Source organism: Tessaracoccus terricola (assembly GCF_054776555.1).
Genome location: NZ_BAAHBS010000001.1, coordinates 399,434 through 421,515, shown reverse-complemented (window position 1 = coordinate 421,515; position 22,082 = coordinate 399,434). Strand labels below are relative to the sequence as shown.

The following is a 22,082-nucleotide window of genomic DNA, read 5'->3' as shown; positions in this document are numbered from 1 at the left end:
TCAGTTGCCCGTCAGGAGGGTGGCCACCTCGGCGTCGACGTCGATGACGGCGTTGGTGCCGCGCTCGACGTGGACGACGCGGGGCTCGTAGTCGGCGAGTTCGGCGCCGTCGTAGGTGGCGTAGGAGATCACGATCACCAGGTCGCCGCGGTGCACCAGGCGGGCGGCGGCGCCGTTGACCTTGATCTCGCCGGAGCCGCGGACCCCGGCGATGGTGTAGGTCTCGAAGCGCTGGCCGTTGTCGATGTCGACCACCGCCACCTGCTCGTACTCGTGGATGTCGGCGGCCTCGAGCAGGTCCGGGTCGATGGTGATCGAGCCCACGTAGTGCAGGTCCGCGTCGGTGACGGTGGCGCGGTGGATCTTGGACTTCAGCATGGTGCGTTGCATCAGGGCTGCTCCTTTGCGGGGACGGGCAGGTTGTCGATGAGCCGGACTCCCCCGACCGTGGCGGCGACGACGGCGAGCGCCGGCAGCTCGTGGGCCGGCAGGAACGTGTCCGGGTGGACCAGGACGAGGTACTCGGGCGTGACGCCGTGGGCCTCCATGTCGCGGTGCCCGGCGAGTTCGGCCTCGCGCGGCGTGGCCCCGGAGGTGGCGGCCGCGGCGACGGCGTCGAGCCCGGCCTTCAGCGCGAGCGCCCGGGGCCGGTCCGCCGGTGAGAGGCGGGTGTTGCGGCTGGACATGGCCAAGCCGTCTGCCTCGCGGACGGTGGCTCCCACCTCGATGGCCACCGGCAGGCCGAGGTCTGCCACCAGGCGGCGAACGACGGCCACCTGCTGGGCGTCCTTCTGCCCGAACCAGGCCGCGTCCGGGGCGACGGCGACGAGCAGTTTGGCCACCACCGTCGCCACGCCGTCGAAGTGGACGGCACCGCGGTGCGCACCCTCGAGGGGTTCGCTCACGCCGGCGACGGAGATGGTGGTGGAGTGCCCGGGCGGGTAGACCTCGGCCGGTTCGGGCGCGAACAGGAGGTCCGCGCCGGCATCGGCCGCGAGAGTGGCGTCACGGGCCTCGTCGCGCGGGTAGGAGGCCAGGTCCGAGGCGTCGTTGAACTGGGTGGGGTTCACGAACACGGAGACGACGACGAGGTCGGTGGCCGCGCGGGCCGCCCGGATGAGCGAGAGGTGTCCCTCGTGGAGCGCACCCATGGTGGGCACGAACCCCACCCGGGCGCCGACAGCACGTGCCGAGGCCACGGCGTCGCGGACTTCGGCGACGGTGCGGACGGTCCTCATCTGCCCTCCCAGGGGTTGTCGACTGTCAGGCGATTACCCAGCTTATGCGAGGAGTGGGCTCCGTCCCGAATGCGTCCGCCGACGACGAACGCCACCGGCGACGACAGACGCTAACGCCAGCCCTGGACGCCCACGGCTGTGGCGGTAGCGTCCGGGGCCGACGGTAGCGTCGGGGGAATCGGGACCGTCAGGCCTCACCCGAGGGGGACGGTCCCGAGGCCGGTGCCGACGGCGATGCCGCGGCCGACGACGCGGGCTTGCCGGGCGCTGCGGCCGGGCGCGACGGTGCTGCGGCCGGGCGCGACGGGGCGGGCACCGTCGCCAGGATCGACTGCTTCGGCCCCGCCCCGGAGGCATCGGCACGGGCGCGACGACGGCGGACCAGGGCCCGGATGGGGAAGAACAGCACCAGCGCGGCCACCCACAGCGGAGACGCGGCGATCACCACGGTGAGGGCACCGGTGAGCAGGGCCGCGGCACCGCGGAAGCCGTCGCCGATGGCCTCGACGAACCCCCAGGACGGGCCCTGCGGCGCGACGACCGGGTGCGGCTCGGTGAGCTCGAGGGTGACGGTGGCCATGGCGGCCTGGCGCTCGAGGTGGGTGATCTGGGCGTCGAGGGACTCGATCTCACCGCGGACGCGGCCGAGTTCCTGCTCGATGGCGAGCATCTCCTCCACGTTCTGCGCGGCCTCGAAGAAGTCCCGCAGGCGGGCCTCCTGGGCGCGCAGGTTCTCCAGTCGGGCGGACATGTCGACGTGCTGCTGGGTGACGTCCTCGGAGGCCTCGGACTGGTACTGCACGTTCCCGAGTTCCATCACCGCGTCGAGGAAGTCCTCGTAGCCCTCCGACGGGACGCGGACGGTGACCCAGCCGCGCATGGCGTCGCCGCTGCTGTCCTCGCGGTAGACCCAGCCGTCGTCGGTGGCCACCTGCATGTCGCTGACCGTGCCGGAGGCGGCGCGGGTCAGTTCGCGGATCTGGCCGACGGCCTCCTCGGTGCTGGGCACCTCCAGCCGGATGGTCTTGGTGCGGATCACCATGCGCTCGTCGGCCTCGCCGGTGTCGCCGTCCTCGGCCGGGTACTGCTGGCCCCCGTCCTGCGGGTGCGCCTCTCCCTGTTGGGGCGCCTGGAGGTCCTCGGCGCCACCGCCGCCCACACCTGCACAGCCCACCAGCAGCGCGAACAGCGCAACCAGCGGCACCGCCACCACACGCAACCAACTCTTCTCACGGATCATGATCTGCCTCCTCCTGTTGCCCCTACCGACGCTGTGGGCGGGCGGGGTGGTTGAGGAGGTTATCGAACCGTTACCGAATCGAGTCCTTGCCGGGCGTGGGTCAGCCGATGGCGTCGCGGACGGTGCGCAGCATCGCGAGCCGCCGCTCGGGCGTGGCCTCGGCGGGGACGCAGATCTTGGCGCCGAGGTAGTCCAGCGAGCCGCGGGCCGCGTCCGCGCAGGCGCGGATCCGTTCGGGGGTCAGCAGCGAGGCGGGCTCGTCCGGCGAGGTGGGCAGGTGCCCGTCGGCCCAGGCGGCACCGTAGGAGGTCCTGGTCTCGGCGGCTCCGGAGAACAGCAGCCCGCGCAGGACGCCGGCGTCACGGGCGGCGACGACGTGGCGCAGCGGCGCGTCGGGGTCCCGTTCGTCGATGGCCGAGCGGCCCCAGTTCACGTGGATGCCGACGCCGAGCCGTGCCGCGACGTCGACCTCGTCGGCCAGCGAGAGGAACCCCTTCTCCGGCACCTGCCCGGGCCGCAGGCTGTCGCAGTGCTCGATGACGATCCGGGCGCCGGACCAGTCCCAGCCCAGCACCTCGGTGAGGCTCTCGCCGAGGGCCTCGGCGTGGGCGGCCGCCGTCGGGGACGAGTGCAGCTGGACGTGGCCCACCACCTGGTGGCCTGCCAGTTCGGAGAGTTGGGCGAGGCGGTCGCGGATGTCGCGCGCGAAGGCAAGCGCCGCGCTGCGGCCGTCGGCGTCGGCGGAGGCCAGCCCGAACTGCGGTTGCACCTGGAGGCGCTGCATGGTGCCCGGGATGGCGGTGACGGTGTTGGCGGTCCACTCCGGGTGCAGCCGGCCCCACACCGCCTCCGGGTGCTCGGCCAGCTCGCCCGGGAACGGGATCTCAAGGCCGTGCACCCAGTCCTGCTGCGCCAGCAGGCGGTGGAACTCGTCGCGCGCGGCGGGCTCGGCGGGGACGGCGGCGTAGGCACCGACGACGAAGGCCGCATCAACGGCCACTGCACTGGTTTCCACGTGTCCTCCATCAGGTCTGCGAGCACAATACTGCCGCCACGCACGCCCCGTTCGCCGACGAGTTCCCGGGAACCTCTGGCATCCGGACCGGTGCGGTGCGAGGGTGGAGGGGTAGGAGGTTCCGCCCCGTTGTACCGGGCGGCTCATCCGAGCCGTCCGTCCCCCCTGTTAGGAGAAGGACCATGCCTCACCAGATGCTCGCATCACACCCCATCGACACCCCCAACGATGCCCTCGGCGAACTGATCCGCCTGCTGGGTGAGTGCGCCGAGACCTGCACGATCTGCGCCGACGCCTGCCTCGCGGAGGAGATGGTGGCAGACATGCGCACCTGCATCCGCCTGGACCAGGACTGCGCCGACATCTGCACCGCCACCGCGCGGGTGCTGTCCCGCCAGAACGGACGCGAGGTGGCCGTGATCAACGCGCTGCTGCGCACCTGCGCAGAGGCGTGCGCGGCCTGCGCCACCGAGTGCGAGGGCCACGGCGACATGCACGAGCACTGCCGGATCTGCGCCGAGGCCTGTCGCCGTTGCGAGCGCGCCTGCCTGGAGTTGTTGGCGGGGCAGCGCTGAGGTCGGTTCGACGCGATCTGCTGCGTGCTGACACCCGGCACCGGTAGACATGGCACATGGCCACCTTCGGGTTCCACGCCTCGCACGAGCAGATCTCGCCCCGGCAACTGCTCGCGGACGTCCAGCGCGCCGAGGAGGTGGGATTCGCGGCGGCGATGTGCTCGGACCACCTCGAACCGTGGTCGGAGCGCCAGGGCCACTCCGGCATGGCCTGGCCCTGGCTCGGGGCCGCGCTGGCGACGACCAACCTGACCTTCGGCACCGTCACCGCTCCCGGCCAGCGCTACCACCCGGTGGTGGTGGCCCACGCCATGGCGACGTTGGGGCAGATGTTCCCGGGCAGGTTCTGGACCGCGCTGGGATCGGGCGAGAACGCCAACGAGCACGTCACCGGGGACGCGTGGCCGGACAAGGAGACCCGGCACCGTCGCCTCGAGGAGTGCGTCGACGTCATCAGCCGCCTCCTCGACGGCGAGACCGTCACCCACGACGGGCTGGTCAAGGTGCACGAGGCCAAACTGTGGGAGGTGGCGGACCCACGCCCCCGCATCATCGCCCCCGTGGTCACCGCCGGCTCCGCGGCCCGCAACGCCGCCTGGGGCGATGGCCTGGCCACCGTCAACGCGGACCGGGAAACCATGCGCGGCATCCTGGACGCGTGGGACGACGCCGGCGGCACGGACCACAAGGTGCTGCAACTGCACCTGTCCTGGGCCCCGACGGAGGCGGAAGCCGAAGCGCTGGCGCATGACCAGTGGCGCTCCAACGTGTTCGCCGCGCCCGCGTGCTGGGACCTGACGCGCGCGGCGTTCGACGAGGTCAGCCGGGAGGGCGTCATGCCGGAACAGGTACGCCGCACGGTCCTGGTCTCCAGCGACCTCGGGTTCCTGACCGAACAGATCCACTCCATGGCGGACCTCGGCTTCGGAACCGTCTACCTGCACCACGTCGGCCAGGACCAGTCCCCGTTCCTCGAGGCCTTCGGTGACCGGGTCCTGCCCCAGCTGAACTGACTGATAGGAGCGCCTGTGCGCAAGACCGAGAGCTCGGACCTGTGGTGGAAGAACGCCGTCATCTACTGCCTCGACGTGGAGACGTTCTTCGACAGCGACGACGACGGCACCGGGGACTTCGACGGCGTCTCCGCCCGGATCGACCACCTGGCCGAGCTCGGCGTCACCTGCCTGTGGCTGATGCCCTTCTACCCCACCGCGGATCGTGACGACGGCTACGACATCACCGACTTCTTCGCCGTCGACCCGAGGCTCGGCAACTTCGGTGACCTGGTGGAACTGGTCCGCACGGCGCACGACCGCGGCATGCGGGTGATCGCGGACCTCGTCATCAACCACACCTCGGAGCGGCACCCCTGGTTCCGGGAGTCCCGCAAGTCCCTCGACAACCCCTACCGTGATTTCTACGTCTGGCGCGACACCGCGCCTCCCGACACGTCGCACCAGGTGGTGTTCCCGGACCAGGAGGACTCGGTCTGGGAGCACGACGAGAAGACCGGGCAGTGGTACCTGCACAACTTCTACAAGCACCAGCCGGACCTCAACGTGACCAACCCGAAGGTCCGCGACGAGATCAGCAAGGTGATCGGGTTCTGGATGCAACTGGGCTTCGACGGGTTCCGGGTGGACGCCGTCCCGAACCTCATCGAGCGGCGCGGCACGGACGCCTCCGCGGCCGAGGAGTACGGCGACCCGCACAGCTACCTGCGCCGGCTGAAGGCCTTCATGGGCCGACGGCGCGGCGACGCGATCCTGCTGGGCGAGGTCAACATCCCCTACGAGGAGCAGGTGGACTTCTTCGGGGGCAGGGACTCCGGCGACGAGCTCACGATGCAGTTCGACTTCGAGCTGATGCAGCGCATGTACCTGGCCCTGGCCCGCGGCGACGCCGCCCCAATCGCCGAGACCCTCGCCCGCCGGCCCCAGCTGCCGCGGCACAACCAGTTCGCCTGCTTCGTGCGCAACCACGACGAACTCACCCTGGACCAGCTCTCCGAGGAGGAACGCCAGGAGGTCTTCGACGCGTTCGGACCGGATCCCGAGATGCAGCTGTTCGGCCGCGGGCTGCGCCGTCGGCTGCCGCCGATGCTCGACGGCGACCCCCGCCGGATCCGGATGGTCTACTCCCTGCTGTTCGCCCTGCCGGGCACGCCGGTGCTGTTCTACGGTGAGGAGATCGGGATGGGGGAGAACCTCGCCGTCGAGGGGCGGTTCGCGGTGCGCACACCGATGCAGTGGACGGCCGAGAAGAACGGCGGCTTCTCCCGGGCACGGCCCTCGCGGCTGCCGGCCCCGGTCACAGAGGGGCCGTTCGGACCCGAGCACGTCAACGTCGCCCAGCAGCGCAAGGACACCGGTTCCCTGCTCGCGTTCGTGGCGAAACTGGCGCGACGCTACCGGGAGTCACCGGAGGTGGGGATGGGCGACTTCGAGGTGCTGGAGCACAACGCGCCCGGCGTCCTGGTGCATCGGTGCACCTGGGCCCAGGAGGGCGACTCCGGCACCAGCACCCTGCTGGTGCACAACCTCTCCCCCGAGGCCACGGAGGTGTCCTTCACCCTGCCCAGCATGGAGGAGGACGCGACGGCCGAGGAACTGTTCTCCACTGACCACCTGCGGGTGGGAGCCGGGGGAAGCGTGACCCTCACGGTGGACGGGTACGGGCACCAGTGGTGGCGCCTGCTGGGCCCCGACGACAAGAGACTCCCGTGACCGGCGCGTCCGGCGGGCGCGCCGCCGCGCTGTCAGTGGCGCCCGCTAACGTGTCGTCATGTCACCGCGCCTGATCCCCGAGGACCCGAGCTTCGCCACGGATTCCGAGCGCGTGGTGTGGGAGAAACTGCGCGCGACACTGCGCGACGAGGACGTGCTCATCTCCAACCTGCGGCTCACCGACACCTCCAAGGACCACGAGGCGGACCTCGTCGTCGTGATGCCGGAGGTGGGCGTCGTGGTGGTGGAGGTCAAGGGGGCCGGGATCGCCTACGGCGACGGCGGGTGGACCATGCAGCGCAGTGGTGGCGCAGAGCCGGTGGACCCCGTCGCCCAGGTGCGTGAGACCCGCTACGCCCTGCGCAATTTCGTGGAGACCGACGCCCGCTGGGCCGAGTCCTCCCGGCCGAAGGTCCGGTTCGCACACGCCGTCGTGACCCCCTTCACCACCCTCGGCGAAGGCTTCGACCTGCCGGACTGCCCGCGCTGGATGGTCCACGACAAGCACGACGTCGGCACCCTGGCCGAACGCCTCGCGGACATCCCGCTGTCCTTCGAGAACCACCGCCGCCCACCCAGCCACGACGACTGCGAGTTGATCGTGGACATCCTCACCGCCCGCGGCACCCACGCCGTGGCGACGGTGATGGATGACGCCGACGAGCGCCAGTTCCGCGCGGACCGGCTCACCCAGGACCAGGGCCTGATCCTTGGCGTCACGCGGCTGCTGCGGCGGGTCGAGATCCGGGGCGGCGCCGGCAGCGGTAAGACCGTGCTGGCACTCACCCAGGCCCGGCAGCTGAGCAAGGGGCGCGGCGACCGGCCCGCGGAACGGGTGGCGCTGCTGTGCTACTCCATCGGGCTGGCCGGCTACTTCAAGCGGGAGGTGGCCTCCTGGCACTACAAGGAGCGACCGGACTTCGTCGGCACCTTCGAGGAACTCGCGAACCTCTGGGGGATCGGTTCCGGCTCCCGGGACGATCCGGACTTCTGGGAGCACGAACTGCCCCGCCTGATGGCGGACAAGGCCGCCGAACTGCCGCCCGGCAAGCGGTTCGACTCGTTCGTCGTCGACGAGGCGCAGGACTTCGCCGAGTCCTGGTGGCGGCCGCTGCTGGCCGCGCTGCGCGACGAGAACGAGGGCGGCCTGTTCCTCTACTCCGACGAGAACCAGCGCCTGTTCCAGCGCTTCGGCCGGCCCCCGGTGCCGCTCGTGCCGCTGGTGCTGGACCACAACCTGCGCAACACCAAGCAGATCGCCGAGGTGTTCCGGCCGCTGGCGCCGCTGCGGATGCGGCTGGAGGGCGGCGACGGACCCGAGGTGGTGCACGTCCAGGCGTCCCCGCAGGAGGCCGACGACGTCGCGGACGACCAGGTGGAGGCCCTGCTGGACGAGGGCTGGGACCCGGGCCACGTCGCGCTGCTCACCACCGGCCGCCGCCACCCGGAACAGCGCAGCCGGCAGGACATGGACGGCCAGGCTGGTTACTGGGACTCGTTCTGGGACGAGGAGTTGGTCTTCTACGGCCACGTGCTGGGCTTCAAGGGGTTGGAGCGCCGCGCCGTCGTGCTGTGCGTGAACGAGGACGGCACCCGGGAGCGATTCCGGGAACGCATCTACGTCGGCCTCTCGCGCGCGACGGACCGGTTGGTGATCGTCGGGGACCTGGCCGCCATCGCCCGGGCCGAGCCCGACGTGGTCCGCGCGTTGGAGGGCAGGCGCTGACCAGCTCGGGCTGCTGCTGGGTGCCCGTGGCCGGTGGACGGGTCAGCGGGACTCGAGCGGCTGCCAGTCCCGGTTGAACCAGCGCCGCGCTCGCTCGGCACCGAAGGCCTGCTTCACGGCAGCGTTGGCGAGGCTCGGCCCGTCCATGCTGCCGTGGGGCGCCGTGCCGGGCTCAAAGGTGACGTCCACCCGCGCCACCTCGCCGTTGCCGAACTCCATGTAACAGATGCCCTGGCCGCCGTAGGTCTCGCCCGAGGCTCCTCCGTCGATGATCTGGCGCGCCACCACCTTGGCCTGGCCCTCGGCGAATACCCCGGCCTTCGGGGTCCCGACGCTGGTGACGTCGCCGATTGCGAAGACGTCGGGGAACTTGGTGCGCAGCGTCAGCGGGTCCACCGGGATCCACCCGGCCTCGGCGAGGCCGGACTCCACCACCACCGCGGGGGCGTGGTGCTTGGGGACGGCGAGCAGCAGGTCGAAGCCGAGTTCGAGGCCGTCGTCCAGCACGAGGGCGCGCCGCCGCGGGTTGACCGACCGCACGGTCCGGTTCGGATGCCAGCCGATGCCCCGCTCCGCGAACGCGGCGAGGAGGGCCTGTGAGGCCTGCGGCGAGGGCGGGATGGGCTTGGGCAGCGGCATCACGAGGTCTATCGACGACGCCTCCCGCAGCCCGCGTTCGGTGAGGAAGTCGTGCAGCAGCAGGGCCGTCTCGCTTGGGGCCGGTGGGCACTTGAAGGGGGTGGAGGTGACGGCCACCACCACGCGCCCTCCCCCGAACTCGTGCAGTGCGTCGCGGGCGGCCTCGGCGCCCGGCACGGAGTAGAACTCGTGGCCCGCCTCGACCAGTCCGGGGGTGGCCGCCGGCGCCACGTCGGCACCGAGGGCGACGACGAGGACGTCGCAGTCCAGCTCGCCGACGTCGGTGGACACGGTCTTGGCGACGGGGTCGATCGCCCGTACCTCGGCACGGACCATCCGGACGCCGGGATGGGCGACGTCGGCGTACCCCAGTCGGGTGCGTTCGGCGTCGGTGTGGCCGAACATGAAGTCGAGTTTCGAGAACCCGAAGACGAAGGTCTCGGCGCGGTCCACGAGAGTGACATTGGCGCCCTCACCGAACTCCTCGGAGAGCATGGAGGCCACCTCGAGGCCACCGAAACCAGCGCCGAGGACGAGGACCCGCGGGTGCTGGCCAGTCATGGTTCCATGGTCACACGCCGCCCACCGATGCACCAGAGTTGGCTGCGGACCCGTCGACGCGGGTTCTCCCCGGTTCTCCCTCGCGTGACACCCCGGACGGGTAGATATAGGCCATGGCCACCGACGGGTCCGGCGCCACGCGCGAGCAGGGTTCACCGAGGAATCCGCTCGCCCGCCTGCGGCGCATCCCGCGGGAGCGGGACTTCGAGTTCAGGAACTGGTCCGGCAGCATGTCGTTCACCGCCCGGACCCGGGCGCGGCCGCGCGACGAGGACGACGTCGTCCACCTCGTGCGCCGGGCGGCACAATCCGGGCAGGTGGTCCGGCCGGTGGGCTCCGGCCACTCCTCCACGCCGCTGGTGGCCACCGACGACGTGCTCGTCTCCCTCGAGGACCTCTCCGGCGTGCTGGCCCACGACTCCGACGCCGGGACGGCCACCGTCGGCCCCGGCACCGGCCTGGCGGACCTGGGGCGCGAGCTCCACGACGTCGGTCTGGCCCTGGAGAACTACGGCGACGTGGACTACCAGGCCATCGCCGGCGCGCTCGGGACCGGCACCCACGGCACCGGCGAGCGGCTGGGGAACCTCTCCTCCAACCTCGTCGGCGGACGGTTGGTGACTGGCTCCGGCGAGGTGGTGGCCTTCGGCGTGGACGGCGGGGAGCCGGAGGACTCGGACCTGGTCAGGGCCGCGCAGGTCTCCCTCGGCGCGCTCGGCATCTGGACCTCGCTGACGCTGCGGGTGGTGCCGGCCTACGAGCTGCACCGCCAGAACTTCATGACCCACGTCGACTGGGTGCTCGAGCACTTCGACGAGTTGGCCGCCCGGTATCGGCACGTCGACTTCTACTGGTACCCGCGCAGCGACGAGGCACAGGTGCGGGTGCTCGACGAGCCGGGCCGGCTGGCGGGGCTGGAAGTGGAGGGCACGCTCAAGACCGAGCAGCGGGGCCACTCCTACGACATCCTGCCGAACAGTCGGGACCTGAGGTTCGACGAGATGGAGTTCATGTTCGAGCGGGCGCACGGGCTCGAGGTGTTCCGGGAGGTGCGGGAGCGGGTGAAGCAGCGCCACCGCCGAAACGTCGGCTGGCGCGTGCTGGTGCGCACCGTCGCCCCGGATGCCGCGATGCTGTCCAACGCCCACCACCGCGACACCATGACCATCGCCCTGCTGCAGAACGCCGAACTCCCCCACGAGGCCTACTTCGCGGACATGGAGCCGCTTTTCCTGGCGCACGACGGCCGCCCGCACTGGGGCAAGAAGCACACCCGGGTGGCCGCCGACCTGCGGCCGATGTACCCGGAGTGGGACCGGTTCGGCGAACTGCGCCGGGAGCTGGACCCCGAGGGCGTGTTCCTGGGCGACTACCTGCGGGAACTGCTGGACCCCGATGCCCCACCGAGGAGGAACCGCTGATGGCACGCTGGAACAAGCCCCTCGGGCACACCACCTGGGCCTTCGCAGCCGGCGAGATGCCGGACGGCTCCACCGGGCACGAACCCGAGTTCACCAGCCGCGACGAGCTCTACCTGCTCAACACCGGCGACGACGACACCTGCTGCGAGTTGACCGTTTTCCACACCGACGCAGACCCCGTCGGCCCCTACGAGGTGGTCGTCCCGGGCAGGCGGGTCCGGCTGGTGCGCATCAACAACCTGATCGACCCGCAGGCCGTCCCACTCGGCGTCCCCTACGCCCTCACCGTCACCAGCGACCACCCCGTCGTCGCCCAGCTCAGGCACGTGGACACGCGGCAGGCCGCGCTCGGCGTGGCCATCACCTCCGGGCTGGCGCTGGACCAGGGTTGAGGATGGCCGAGCGGTGGCAGTTGCTTCGTCGCAGAGGTGCGGCGGTGTGGCGGCGCTGGCGGCGACACGGGTCGTCACTCCTGCTGGCGGCGGCGGCCGCGGGGACGGCCTTCGTGGTGGCCGGGTTGGTGGTCGGCCCCGAGAACGCGGTGTTCGCCCCGGTGGCGGCGGTGGTCGCCACCGGGCTGGCGGCCGGGCAGCGGCTGCGACGCGCCACGGAGATCACCACCGGCGTGGTGCTCGGGCTGGTGGCCGCGGACCTGCTGACCCGACTGCTCGGGATCGGACCGCTCCAACTGGCGCTGGCCGTGCTGCTCGCGATGGGCGCGGCGGTGGCGCTGCGGCCGAGTGGGTTGATGGCCAACCAGGCCGCCGTGGCGGCCGTGGTGGTGGTCGCGCTCGTGCCGCACCTGCAGTCCGGGCCCTGGGTGCGGCTCGCCGACGCAGTAATCGGCGGTGCCGTCGCCGTCGCTTTCAACGCCGTACTCTCCCCCGACCCGTTCCGCGCGGCCCGCACCACCACCCGCGGGGTCTTGGAGCGGCTCGCGACGGTGCTGGAGCGCCTCAGCGCCGCCGTCGAGTCCGGCTCGTTGCCCGACGCGGAGGCCGCACTGACGGACATGGCGCGGCTCGACGACGCTCGCTCGGAGATCAACGAGGCGCTCGACACCACCCGGGAACGGTTGGCGCTGAGCCGGGCCGGACGGGAGGCCCGGCGCACCGCGCTGCCTGCCATGCAGGGGGTCTCGTCGCGGATCATCGTGCTCGTGGCGACTGGCCGGGGCCTGTGCCGCGCGGGCGCCAACCTGGTGCGCCACCAACACGATGTCGATCCGCCCCAGCCTCCCGCAGCCGTCGACCAGCTCGTGCGCTCCCTACGAGAACTGCTGGACGCCCTGCAGGCGCTGGGGCCCTGGCTCGACGGCACCACCGGGCCGGAGCGAGCGCGGGAGATGGCTCTCGGGGCCGCGGCCACGGCGTCGGCCGCAGTCCCCCGCACGCAGGCGACGGCCGCCGTCGTCGCACAGATCCGGTCCGCGACGGTGGACGTCCTGCGCATCACCGGCCTCACGCAGCCAGAGGCGGTGACTGCCCTGGAAACGGCCGCCGGAAGGGCACAGGACCTGTCCTGAGGAGGATCAGAGGTAGCGGCCGGCCCGGTGCTCCAGCGCCTCCACGCCGTCCGCGAGCTCGACAGCCCCCAGCTGCGCGCGCACCAGCAGCCCCCAGCCGGAGTGGCCGGGGTTGGCGTCGAGGAGGGTGGCCTCCGCCCAGGCGGCCGCGCCGGTCAGGCGGGGGCCGTGGGCGCCGTCGGCCCAGGACCCGGTGCGGAACACCCCGCCGGGCGAGGGTGCGGCGCGGGCGAAGACGTCGGCGACGCCTCCCTGTCCGGGGCCGAGCACGTTCACGCAGGCGCGGCCGGTGCGCTGGAACACGGGCCACCAGTCGCAGTCCTCGTCGACGAGGGCGATCAGTTCTGCGGGCTCGCCGTCGGCCACGAGGATCGAGGAGATGGTCCAGCCCTCGCGGCCGGCGTCGTCCTGGCTGGTCCAGATGGTCACCGGCGCGGGCATGCGGCCGCGCAGTCGTCTGACCGGGTCGCGCTGTTCCGGCGGGAGCATGAACGGATGGCCCTCGTGGATGGTCATGCCCCCAGTGTCCCCCGTGCCACTGCCAGGCACTACTTTTGCTGCGTGTACTCCGACAGCCCCCACCTCGCCGACGACTTCGTCGAACTGCAGCCCCTCGGCCCGCACCACCACGACGACTTGGTGGAGGCCGTGCGCGTCGACGACCTCTGGCGCACCTGGTTCACCCGCATCCCCTCGCCCGAGCAGATGGCCACGGAGATCGCGACGCGGATGGAGCGGCAGGCCGGCGGCGAGATCGCGGCGTGGGCCGTCGTCGATGCCATGTCCGGCAGGGCAGTCGGCATGACCACCTACCTGAACCTGGACCCGGCCAACCGGCGGCTCGAGATCGGCTCCACCTGGATCGGGGTGGGCGCGCAGGGCGGCCCAGTCAACCCGGCGGCCAAGCTGCTGTTGCTGACCCGCGCGTTCGAGGAGCTGGGCTGCATCGCCGTCGAGTTCCGCACCCACTGGCACAACCGCCAGTCCCGCGCCGCCATCGCCAAACTGGGCGCGAAGCAGGACGGCGTGCTGCGCAACCACCAGGTCTTCCCCGACGGCCACGTGCGAGACACCGTCGTGTTCTCCATCATCGACGGCGAATGGCCGGCCGTGCGCCGCGGCCTCACCGAGCGCCTGGCGAAGTTCAAGCGCATCCAGTTGCCCTGAGGTGGATGTTCAGAAGACGGGCTTGCCTCCCGTCACACCGAGGATGGTCCCAGAGACGTAACTGGCCTCGTCGGAGGCGAGGAACACGAACGCGGCCGCCACCTCCACGGGCTGGCCGGCCCGCCCCAGGGGCGTGTCGGAGCCGAACCCCTCCACCTTGGCCGGCGGCATCGTCGCCGGGATCAGCGGGGTCCAGATGGGACCGGGGGCGACGGCGTTGACCCGCGTCCCCTGCGGCCCCAGCTCCGCGGCCAGGTTCACGGCGAGGTTGCTCAGCCCCGCCTTGGTGGCGGCATAGTCGAGCAGCTGCTCCGAGGGGCTGTAGGCCTGCACGGAGCTGGTGATGATCACGCTGCCGCCGCGCAGTTCGTCCTGCAGCGCCTTCGCCAGCCACAGCGGGCCCATGATGTTGGTCTCGAAGGTGCGGGCGATCTGCCCGTCGGGGAACTCCTCGAGGTCCTGGTGGGTCATCTGGTAGGCGGCGTTGCACACCAGCACGTCGACGCCCCCGAGGAGTTCGACGGCCTTGGCGGCCAGTTCCTTGTTGGCCTCCGGGGTGCGCAGGTCGCCGGGGACGGACTCGCCCCTGCGGCCCTCGGCCCGCACCAGTTCGAGCGTGGCGCGCGCGTCCTCCTCCTCTTCGGGGAGGTGGGCGATCACGACGTCGGCGCCCTCCTTGGCGAACGTGACGGCCACGGCCCGACCGATGCCGGAGTCACCGCCGGTGACCAGGGCGCGCTTGCCCTCCAGCCGGCCCCGCCCGGTCCACGACTGCTCGCCGTGGTCCGGCTGCGGGTCCAGTTCGGCCGTCCGGCCGGGCCAGGCCTGCTGCTGTTCGGGGATGTTGCTGAGTTCTTCGTGTGCCATGGAGCTTTCCTCTCAGTCAGGGGCTGGTCGGTTCCGCGACGCCGAGTACTGCCCCCCACTCAACCAGCGCGACGGGTCAGGACCCTGTGCATGCGCAGCTGATTTCGCCCCGGTTCAGCGGCGCAGGATCGGCGGGTGCAGCCCGGCCGCGCCCGCGGCCCGGTACACCTTCGCGGGACGCCCCCGCCCTCGCACGACGTCGCCAGTCTCCTCGACGAAGCCGTCCGCGCCGAGCACCTTGCGCTGGAAGTTCCTGGGGTCCAGGCCGTCCTCACTCCCCCACACCGCCACGTAGACGCGTCGCAGTTCGGGCAGGGTGAACTCGGGTCCGCAGAAGGCCGTTGCCAGGGTCGTGTACTCGAGCTTGCCGCGGGCCCGCTCGAGGCCGTCGGCCAGGATCTGGTGGTGGTCGAAGGCGAGTTCGCGGCCCAGCGCGTCGGCGACGGGGACCCACTCGGCGCGGTCCGCGTCGGTGTCCGGCCTCGGGTCGGGCAGCGACGCACCGAGCGCCACCCAGGCGACGGAGACCACGCGCTCGGGGCGGGGGTCGCGGCCGGGGGTGCCGTAGGTGCGCAGCTGTTCAAGCACGACGTCGCCGCGGGAGATGCCTGCCTCCTCCGCCAGTTCACGGTAGGCGGCGTCGACCAGGTCCTCGTCGGCGTGCACGAACCCGCCGGGGAGGGCCCACTCCCCCGTGGCGACGGAGCCGGAGCGGCGGATCAGCAGCACGCAGAGCTCGTCGGCGCGGATGGTGAGCACGACGATGTCAGCCGCCACTGCGAAGATCGGGAAGTCGGAGGTGTAGGCCATGGGCCGAGCTTACATGTCTGGTTGACAGCATTGGCAAAGGTTACGTACTTTTATGTCATCACGACACTTTAGGGGGCGGCATGGAACCAACCACATCACAGCGGGACCGGGCGGCAGGGGTTCTGCTCGGACAGGCGATCGGGGACGCGCTGGGCGTACCGTACGAGTTCGGCTCCGCGCCGCTCGACGGCCAGGCCAGGATGCTGGGCGGTGGCCTGGGCAACTACCGGCCCGGGGAGTGGTCCGACGACACCCAGATGGCCATCTGCATCGCCCGCGTCACCGCCACCGGCGTGGACCCGCTGGGCGAGGAGGCCCTCAACGCCGTCGCCCACGGCTTCCTGGGCTGGTACTCCAGCGGCCCCGCGGACATCGGCAACCAGACGCGCGCGGTGCTGTCGTACGCGGCCGAGCAGCGCGGCCCCATCGGGCGGATCATGACGCAGATCTCGCAGCAGGAGGCCCGGGCGGGCCGGGCCGGGAACGGTGCGCTGATGCGCACGGGCGTCGTCGGCCTGGTGGCGCTGGCCGACCCCGTGACGACGGCGCGGGCCGCCGAGCGGTTCGCCGCCCTGACCCATGCCGACCCGCGCTGTGTCGACTCCTGCATCATCTGGTCCGAGGCCGTGCGGTTGGCGGTGGTGGAAGGTCGGCTCGACGTGCGCGCCGGGCTGCCGCTGCTCGCGGAGGACCGCAGGGCCGAGTGGGAGCACTACCTGGTAGAGGCCGAGACCCAGGGGCCCGTCGCGTTCACCGCCAACGGGTACACCGTCACCGCGCTGCAGGCGGCCTGGGCGGCGATCCACTCGACGCGCCACCTCACCGGGACCGAGCACGTCCTGGCCGCGCTGCAGGCCGCCATCGAGATCGGGCACGACACGGACACGGTCGCCGCCATCGCCGGGGCCCTGCTGGGCGCGAGGTACGGGGTCTCCGGGTTGCCGGCGGACCTGGCCGCGCAGGTGCAGGGCTGGCCGTACTGGATGAACGGCAAGGACCTGGTCCGGCTGGCGCTCGACACCGCCACCGGTGGTCCGGCACGCGGGGCGTGCGCCGTCGGGTCGGATGACCGGACCGTGTCCCGGATCGCGGGCGAGTTCGCGCGGGCGATGCTGCGCCTGCGCGGCACCCTGGACTCCGCCACCATGGACCTGGACGCCGACGTCTACGTCCAGTTCGCCTCCTACGACACCTCCGCGGTCATGTGCGAAGTTTCCTCGAACGGGTTCCTGCCGGAGGCTCGTCACCTCACGACGCAAGGCCAGCAGGCCCTGCGTGACCTCGGCTTCACCGCGCCGGACGACGGCTTCCCCAACTGGTGGATCGGCGTCGACGACGGTTCGGACGACGGGATCCGGGCCGCGGCCTCTGCTCTGGCCAGGGCCTTGTGCGAGGTCTACGGCTACGCCCCCGCGGACGTGTGGCGCGTCGCCCGGCGCCTCGTCCCTCCGAAGGACAACTACGACGACGACTGGTCCTGACCAGCGTCAGGTGGGGCAGAATGTGGGTGCGGCCGGTCCTCGGCCGTCCCCTACCCGTTAGGCAAAGATGCTGATCAGGAAACCACTCCTCGCCGGAATCGGCGCCGTCGCCATCCTGCTCGGTCTCGTGTGGGGCGGGCAGGGCATCGGGTTCATCGGCGGCAGCTCCATGACCAACGACCCGACGTGGCTGGTGATCGGGCTGGCGCTGCTGGTGGCGGGGGCGGTGCTGCTGTTCCTGAGCACCCGCGGCAAGTCGTGGCGCGACCTGAACGGCCCGCCGGGACAGCACTGAAGCGCACTACCGTCGGCGGGGACGTCGTCCCTTCTGACCGGCCGGCCGGTTGCCCGAACTCGGCTTCTTGGTCTGCGGCTTCGCAGGCTTCCCGCTCTTCTCGCGCTCCTTGGCGGTGCGGGAGCTGTTGGCCGTGCGGCCGCGCACCACGCCGATGAACTCGTCGATCCACTCGTTGTCGTTGTCGACGCGCCAGGCCAGGGCGATCGTCGTCGGGTCGGCGTCGACGACGGGGCGGTGGACCATGTCCTTGCGGGACTGGGTGCGCGCCACGGACAGTGGCACGCGCAGCGCGGCGGCGGAGTAGACCGCCAGGTCGATGCTCTCGGGGCTGTAGTCCTCGACGATGCGGAACTCGGCCATGTCCTCGGCCGTCACCTCGTCCAGCGCGGCCAGCAGGAACTCCTTGGCCATCCACACCACCGGCTGCTCCTCGTAGAGGGCAATGGTGTGCAGGCCGGCTGTGTCGATGGGGAGCCTGACGAAACACATGTCCACCTGGCCGCTGCCGAGGGCGCGGCGCTGGTCGGCCTCGAGGACCTCCGTGACCTGCAGGGGCACCCGACGGAAGCGTTCCTCCCAGATCCGGCGCCACTTGGTGAGCGTCACACCTGGCACGAATCCGATGCGCAGGCCCGTGCGCTCTGGCTGGGCGGGAGTGGTCACCCACGCAGGGTAACGCAGGCCGATAGGCTGAGGGGATGAGCCAGACGATGAAGCCGATCACAGCAGCCGCCAAGCTCGGCATCTATCTGCCGGCAGCGCCGGAGGAGTTCCGCAACTCGCCTATCACCCGCGACGAGGTGGACGAGTTGCGCGCCAACCCGCCGGCCTGGCTCCAGGAGCTGCTCCGCAACGGACCGTTCCCCCGCGACGTCGTGGCCCAGAAGCTGGGCGTGTCCCGCTCCGGCCTCCAGCGCGCCGGCGTGACCGAGGCCCTCACCGCGGACCAGATCGGCGAACTGATCGCCGAGCCGCCCGCCTGGCTGGTGGAGGAGCGCGAGACCCAGCGCAAGGTGCAGTCCGAGAAGGCACGCCAGGGCACCGGCGGGGGCGGCGGCAGCCGCCGCTGACCGACGTCTCTGTAACCGAAGACTCCAACAGCCAAGCCCTCGGTTACAGGGAGACCCGGCCAACTCGTCGCTGTAACCGAAAGCTCCAACAGCCGAGCTTCGGGTTGCACCAACGACACCCGCAGCGCACTAGTGTGCCGGGGTGGCAACTACCGACGACTCCGTGCGCCTCCAGTTCCTGGCCGACCAGCCGACGGAGGTCCGCCAGCACCTCGTGGCGCAGCTCTCCCTGCTCGAGCTCGCTCCGGACCAGACCAACTTCTCCTACCCCGCGGCGAAGGTTCTCGAACTCGGTGAGTCGGATCCCACCCGCGACACCTTCGCGATCATTCACGCCGCGGCGGACGTTGACGTCGTCGTCGGGATCGGCGTGCTGCACCCCAACGCCCTGGACGCCTCCGCCTGGCCCGAGGGCACCCCGCACGTGATCCTCAGGGGATTCTCGATCGCTCTCACGGCGCAGGGGAAGGGCATCGGGACCCGAGCGAGCTCACTGGCGATCGACGCAGCCCGGGTCCGGTACCCCGAGGCCGAGCACTTCGTCCTGACCGTCCACGAGCGAAACCTGGCCGGCATCACTGCCTACCTGCGGGCCGGTTTCCTCGACGTGGGTAGGAGCGTCACCCGACGCACGGGGCCTGAGCGTGTGATGGCCATCGCGCTGCGCTGAACGTTCGTACGCGCCTCAACGTGTGGTCACGACTGGGGAAAGGTGGAGCCGATCGCGGCATGGAGGTCGAGCACCGCGTGTGGCCCGGCGGAGGACTCCATGATCATCTTCCGCAGCTTCTTGGGCCAGACCACCTGCACCCCACGCGTCTGGAACGAGCCCCCGATGAGCGGCCAGTCCGCCTCCACGAAACACAGCACGGGCGTGACAGGGACGTCCCCAACCACCTCCTGGACCAGGGCGGCTTGCTTGAGGACACCGTCGATTAGCTTGCTGCAATCGCGGCCGCCCACGGTCAGCTTCTCTGTGCGAGGACGCAGGATTCCACCCTCGATCCTCAGGTCCGGGCGGCCCTTGTAGCGTTTGGCATCCACCACCCAGACCCGGGAGCCGGTGACGACGACGTGGTCGATGTTGGCTCGGGTACGGGGGATGCGTCGATCGTGGAGGATCTTGACGTTCTCGTTCGCCATCGCGTCGAACATGCGCCCCAGGCGTTCCTCGCCTACAGCCCCCGTGGCCCAGGCCTTGGTGCTCTGCTTCTCGTCCGCGAGGGCCACCGCGATCCCGCCGAACCGGCCCCACTTCTCCCGCAGGGCGGCCTCGTCCTTCGCCCGACGGCGCTCGTACTCACGCCTCGCTGACGCACCTGCCTTGTCCGGTTCCGTCGGGTGCGTCACTGCACTGCCCACTGGGGTCTGCGGAACAGGGTCGGGGGCAATCGGTTCCGAACTGGCCGGCTCCATGGGTGCGGGCGACGGCGGGGTCTCCGTCGGGGCGTCGTCGCAATCCAGGCATCGGACAGTCTTGGTGTCACGCTCGTAGATCGCCTCCACGCGGGCGGCGATCTCAGTGCCGCATCGACGACAGTTCCCGGCATAGCGAAGCTTCATGCGCTTCTCACTCGGTCGGGCTTCGGTCTCGTGCATGGCTTCCCCCGTTGTTGTTGCCGGCGTCCCTGTTCCGGACCCGGCGCACCCGCGCGCCCCGCCAGGACGTACGAAACTACGGCACCGTCCTCCGGTGGTGCAACCGAGAGCTCCAACAGCCCAGCTCTCGGTTGCAGCGAGACCCCACAAGCAAGTTCGCCACCGCTAGGTCAGTTTGCTTCCGCTATAGCGGTGGCGAACTGACCGAGCGGTGGCTAGCTCGAACAGGCGAGGGGCCCGGCGCCGGTCAGGCGACCGGCAGCCAGACGCGCATCGTCGCAGGACCGCGGTTGGCCCACGAGTGGTACGGCACGAGGGGGACGTCGAACTGCTCGCCCACCTCCACCGACGGCTGGGCCGCGTACGGCCAACCGTCCTCGGCGACGGCGATCCGGGCCCCTGGCAGCACCGCACCGGCACCGTGGGGGCGCAGTTCACCGGAGGGGTCGACGACGAGCTCGTTGACGCTCATGCCCTCGGGCAGGTCCACGGACTCGGCGCACAGCACCAGCGGGCCACGCTCGACGGCGACGGTGCCACGGATGGCGTCGATGCGGGCGTCGGGGCGCACCATGCGCGGCTGCAGCGGCAGGACCAGCGTCACCTCGTCGCCGGCGGTGACGCCCTCAAGCCGGAACACGCCCGGCTCGGCGGGCTGGCCGTTGACGGTGGCGCCGCTCGCCCAGGCGGGGATGCGGAGGCTGAGCACGAACGGCTCGGTCGCGGCCGTGACGCGCACGTTCACCCCACCCTCGTACGGATAGCCGGTCTCCACCTTCAGGCCGATGCCGTCCACGTCCAGCGTGGCGGGGGCGTACTGCACCAGGGCGAGGCCGTCGTCGGTGCGGGCGGCGACGTAGCCGGCGAGCGTGGCGAAGGTTCGGGCCACGTTGGTGGGGCAGCAGGACACGTCGAACCAGGGTGCGCGCAGCGAGGAGTTTGCGCGCGGCACCTGGACGTCGGGCAGGGCCACCTCGGCGGGAGTGCGACGGTGGAGCGTGTTGGAGTAGAAGAACCCCTGGCCGTCCTCGGCCGGGGAGGCGGCGACGACGTTGTACAGGGCACGTTCGATGGCGTCGCCGTAGGTGAGGTCGCCGGTGGCCAGCAGGAGGCGCCAGGCCACCATGACGGAGCCGATGCCGGCGCAGGTCTCGCAGTAGGAGCGGTCCGGCGGCAGCTCGAAATCGTCACCGAAGGCCTCGTCCTGGTGGTGGGAGCCCATGCCGCCGGTGATGTAGGTGCGGCGGGCCAGCGCCGTGTCGTACTGGAGTTTCGCGATCTCAAGGAGTTCGGCGTCGCCCTTCTCGACGGCGACGTCGATGGCCGCCGACGTCAGGTACAGGGCCCGCACGGAGTGGCCGACGAGCACCTTGGCGTCACGGTAGGGCTGGTCGTCCTGGTAGTAGGAGCGGCCCCACTCGATGTCGGCGAGCAGGTCGTGGCCGCGGCGTTCGATGAACAGCGACGCCTGCTCCAGGTAGCGCTCGTCACCGGTGGCGCGGGCGAACTCGGCCAGCGCCACCTCGATCTCGGGGTGCCCGCAGATCTTCTCGTTGGCGCCCTGGCCGAACTCGCGCACGACGTGTTCGGCCACGCGGGTGGCGACGTCGACGATCACGGAGTCGGCCCGGCCGGTGCGGATGCGGGCGACGGCGGCCTGGATCAGGTGGCCGTAGTTGTAGAGCTCGTGGCCCCACTCGAAATCGGTGTAGCGGGGCTGCTGGCCGGGGTTGTCGAAATTGGTGTTGAGGTAGCCGTCCTCACGCTGCACCGCCTTGATCATGGCCCCGAGCCGCTCGATCTCCGCGTCCAGTTCCGCGTCGTCGCTGCGGCCGGCCTCCCAGGCCATCGCCTCGATCAGCTTGTACACGTCGGAGTCCGCGAACTCCCGGCCCTGCCGGTGCTCGTGGATGGTCCCCTCGAGGGTGTGGACGAAGTTCTCCACCCAGCCGGCCCTCGTCTCCCACTTCAGGCAGTGGGGGATGATGGCGTCGGCGTTGAGCTGCTGGCGCTCGCCCCAGAAGCCCCCGTCGATGGCGATCCTGTCGATCGCGATCGGCTGCAGCACGCCGCTGGAGGGCGCGACAGGTACTGGTGAGGTGTGCATTGGAATCTCCTTGACGA

23 protein-coding genes are annotated in these 22,082 nt (G+C 71.1%); 12 read left to right on the top strand and 11 right to left on the bottom strand.

Annotated features, from left to right (window positions below):
• The 4 genes from panD to ACYU7G_RS01855 all read right to left on the bottom strand — a co-directional run bounded on the left by panD (position 1) and on the right by ACYU7G_RS01855 (position 3,493).
• Complete coding sequence (panD, locus tag ACYU7G_RS01870) at positions 1-390, bottom strand: aspartate 1-decarboxylase (protein ID WP_461104178.1); 390 nt, start codon at positions 388-390, stop codon at positions 1-3.
• Positions 390-1,238: a pantoate--beta-alanine ligase gene (panC, locus tag ACYU7G_RS01865; RefSeq protein ID WP_461104176.1), complete on the bottom strand. Its 849-nt coding sequence runs from the start codon at positions 1,236-1,238 to the stop codon at positions 390-392. Before panC ends, panD begins: the two co-directional genes overlap by 1 nt.
• A 187-nt stretch (positions 1,239-1,425) precedes the next feature.
• Positions 1,426-2,478 (bottom strand): DUF4349 domain-containing protein, encoded by a 1,053-nt coding sequence (locus ACYU7G_RS01860; RefSeq protein WP_461104174.1) that lies wholly within the window; start codon positions 2,476-2,478, stop codon positions 1,426-1,428.
• A gap of 100 nt (positions 2,479-2,578) precedes the next feature.
• The gene (locus tag ACYU7G_RS01855) at positions 2,579-3,493 is read right to left on the bottom strand and encodes a DUF4862 family protein (protein WP_461104172.1); all 915 of its coding nucleotides are present in this window, start codon (positions 3,491-3,493) and stop codon (positions 2,579-2,581) included.
• A 182-nt stretch (positions 3,494-3,675) separates the two neighbouring features.
• On the opposite strand from ACYU7G_RS01855, the gene ACYU7G_RS01850 reads away from it, so the two are divergent.
• The 4 genes from ACYU7G_RS01850 to ACYU7G_RS01835 are packed head-to-tail and all read left to right on the top strand — an operon-like array spanning position 3,676 to position 8,520.
• Positions 3,676-4,068 (top strand): four-helix bundle copper-binding protein, encoded by a 393-nt coding sequence (locus ACYU7G_RS01850; protein ID WP_461104170.1) that lies wholly within the window; start codon positions 3,676-3,678, stop codon positions 4,066-4,068.
• Positions 4,069-4,124: 56 nt separating this feature from the next.
• Positions 4,125-5,081 (top strand): TIGR03885 family FMN-dependent LLM class oxidoreductase, encoded by a 957-nt coding sequence (locus ACYU7G_RS01845; protein WP_461104168.1) that lies wholly within the window; start codon positions 4,125-4,127, stop codon positions 5,079-5,081.
• A gap of 15 nt (positions 5,082-5,096) precedes the next feature.
• The gene (locus tag ACYU7G_RS01840) at positions 5,097-6,794 is read left to right on the top strand and encodes an alpha-amylase family protein (protein ID WP_461104166.1); all 1,698 of its coding nucleotides are present in this window, start codon (positions 5,097-5,099) and stop codon (positions 6,792-6,794) included.
• Between the two features lie 58 nt (positions 6,795-6,852).
• On the top strand, positions 6,853-8,520 hold the full coding sequence (locus ACYU7G_RS01835) for an NERD domain-containing protein (RefSeq protein ID WP_461104164.1): 1,668 nt from the start codon (positions 6,853-6,855) through the stop codon (positions 8,518-8,520).
• A gap of 42 nt (positions 8,521-8,562) precedes the next feature.
• Here the strand turns inward: ACYU7G_RS01835 and ACYU7G_RS01830 are convergent, their stop codons facing one another.
• On the bottom strand, positions 8,563-9,720 hold the full coding sequence (locus tag ACYU7G_RS01830; protein ID WP_461104162.1) for an NAD(P)/FAD-dependent oxidoreductase: 1,158 nt from the start codon (positions 9,718-9,720) through the stop codon (positions 8,563-8,565).
• Positions 9,721-9,833: 113 nt separating this feature from the next.
• Between ACYU7G_RS01830 and ACYU7G_RS01825 the strand changes: the two genes are divergently transcribed.
• Genes ACYU7G_RS01825 through ACYU7G_RS01815 form a run of 3 tightly spaced genes read left to right on the top strand, consistent with a single transcriptional unit; the run spans position 9,834 to position 12,666 of the window.
• Entirely contained in the window at positions 9,834-11,141 is a 1,308-nt protein-coding gene (locus ACYU7G_RS01825; RefSeq protein WP_461104160.1) for a D-arabinono-1,4-lactone oxidase, read from the top strand.
• Complete coding sequence (locus ACYU7G_RS01820; protein WP_461104158.1) at positions 11,141-11,533, top strand: sensory rhodopsin transducer; 393 nt, start codon at positions 11,141-11,143, stop codon at positions 11,531-11,533. Before ACYU7G_RS01825 ends, ACYU7G_RS01820 begins: the two co-directional genes overlap by 1 nt.
• Before the next feature lie 2 nt (positions 11,534-11,535).
• Entirely contained in the window at positions 11,536-12,666 is a 1,131-nt protein-coding gene (locus ACYU7G_RS01815) for an FUSC family protein (RefSeq protein WP_461104156.1), read from the top strand.
• Positions 12,667-12,672: 6 nt separating this feature from the next.
• Here the strand turns inward: ACYU7G_RS01815 and ACYU7G_RS01810 are convergent, their stop codons facing one another.
• The gene (locus ACYU7G_RS01810; RefSeq protein ID WP_461104154.1) at positions 12,673-13,182 is read right to left on the bottom strand and encodes a flavin reductase family protein; all 510 of its coding nucleotides are present in this window, start codon (positions 13,180-13,182) and stop codon (positions 12,673-12,675) included.
• Between the two features lie 45 nt (positions 13,183-13,227).
• Here ACYU7G_RS01810 and ACYU7G_RS01805 point away from each other — a divergent pair, with 45 nt between their 5' ends.
• Entirely contained in the window at positions 13,228-13,833 is a 606-nt protein-coding gene (locus tag ACYU7G_RS01805; RefSeq protein WP_461104152.1) for a GNAT family N-acetyltransferase, read from the top strand.
• Between the two features lie 9 nt (positions 13,834-13,842).
• On the opposite strand, the gene ACYU7G_RS01800 is transcribed toward ACYU7G_RS01805, so the two are convergent.
• Positions 13,843-14,700, bottom strand: a complete 858-nt coding sequence (locus ACYU7G_RS01800; RefSeq protein ID WP_461104150.1) for an SDR family oxidoreductase — start codon at positions 14,698-14,700, stop codon at positions 13,843-13,845.
• Positions 14,701-14,814: 114 nt separating this feature from the next.
• Positions 14,815-15,510: an NUDIX hydrolase gene (locus ACYU7G_RS01795; protein WP_461104148.1), complete on the bottom strand. Its 696-nt coding sequence runs from the start codon at positions 15,508-15,510 to the stop codon at positions 14,815-14,817.
• Positions 15,511-15,590: 80 nt separating this feature from the next.
• On the opposite strand from ACYU7G_RS01795, the gene ACYU7G_RS01790 reads away from it, so the two are divergent.
• Entirely contained in the window at positions 15,591-16,991 is a 1,401-nt protein-coding gene (locus ACYU7G_RS01790) for an ADP-ribosylglycohydrolase family protein (protein ID WP_461104146.1), read from the top strand.
• A gap of 67 nt (positions 16,992-17,058) precedes the next feature.
• The gene (locus ACYU7G_RS01785; protein WP_461104144.1) at positions 17,059-17,286 is read left to right on the top strand and encodes a hypothetical protein; all 228 of its coding nucleotides are present in this window, start codon (positions 17,059-17,061) and stop codon (positions 17,284-17,286) included.
• Positions 17,287-17,292: 6 nt separating this feature from the next.
• Here the strand turns inward: ACYU7G_RS01785 and ACYU7G_RS01780 are convergent, their stop codons facing one another.
• The gene (locus ACYU7G_RS01780; RefSeq protein ID WP_461104142.1) at positions 17,293-17,952 is read right to left on the bottom strand and encodes a LysR substrate-binding domain-containing protein; all 660 of its coding nucleotides are present in this window, start codon (positions 17,950-17,952) and stop codon (positions 17,293-17,295) included.
• A 35-nt stretch (positions 17,953-17,987) separates the two neighbouring features.
• Here ACYU7G_RS01780 and ACYU7G_RS01775 point away from each other — a divergent pair, with 35 nt between their 5' ends.
• Both ACYU7G_RS01775 and ACYU7G_RS01770 read left to right on the top strand, forming a co-directional pair.
• Positions 17,988-18,359, top strand: coding sequence for a DUF5997 family protein (locus tag ACYU7G_RS01775; protein WP_461104140.1), 372 nt, complete (start codon positions 17,988-17,990; stop codon positions 18,357-18,359).
• 142 nt (positions 18,360-18,501) lie between these two features.
• A complete protein-coding gene (locus ACYU7G_RS01770; protein WP_461104138.1) occupies positions 18,502-19,029 on the top strand; it encodes a GNAT family N-acetyltransferase in 528 nt (175 codons plus the stop codon).
• Between the two features lie 26 nt (positions 19,030-19,055).
• On the opposite strand, the gene ACYU7G_RS01765 is transcribed toward ACYU7G_RS01770, so the two are convergent.
• Entirely contained in the window at positions 19,056-19,922 is an 867-nt protein-coding gene (locus tag ACYU7G_RS01765) for a nuclease-related domain-containing protein (RefSeq protein WP_461104136.1), read from the bottom strand.
• A gap of 283 nt (positions 19,923-20,205) precedes the next feature.
• Positions 20,206-22,065: a glycoside hydrolase family 127 protein gene (locus ACYU7G_RS01760; protein WP_461104134.1), complete on the bottom strand. Its 1,860-nt coding sequence runs from the start codon at positions 22,063-22,065 to the stop codon at positions 20,206-20,208.
• Positions 22,066-22,082: the final 17 nt, after the last annotated feature.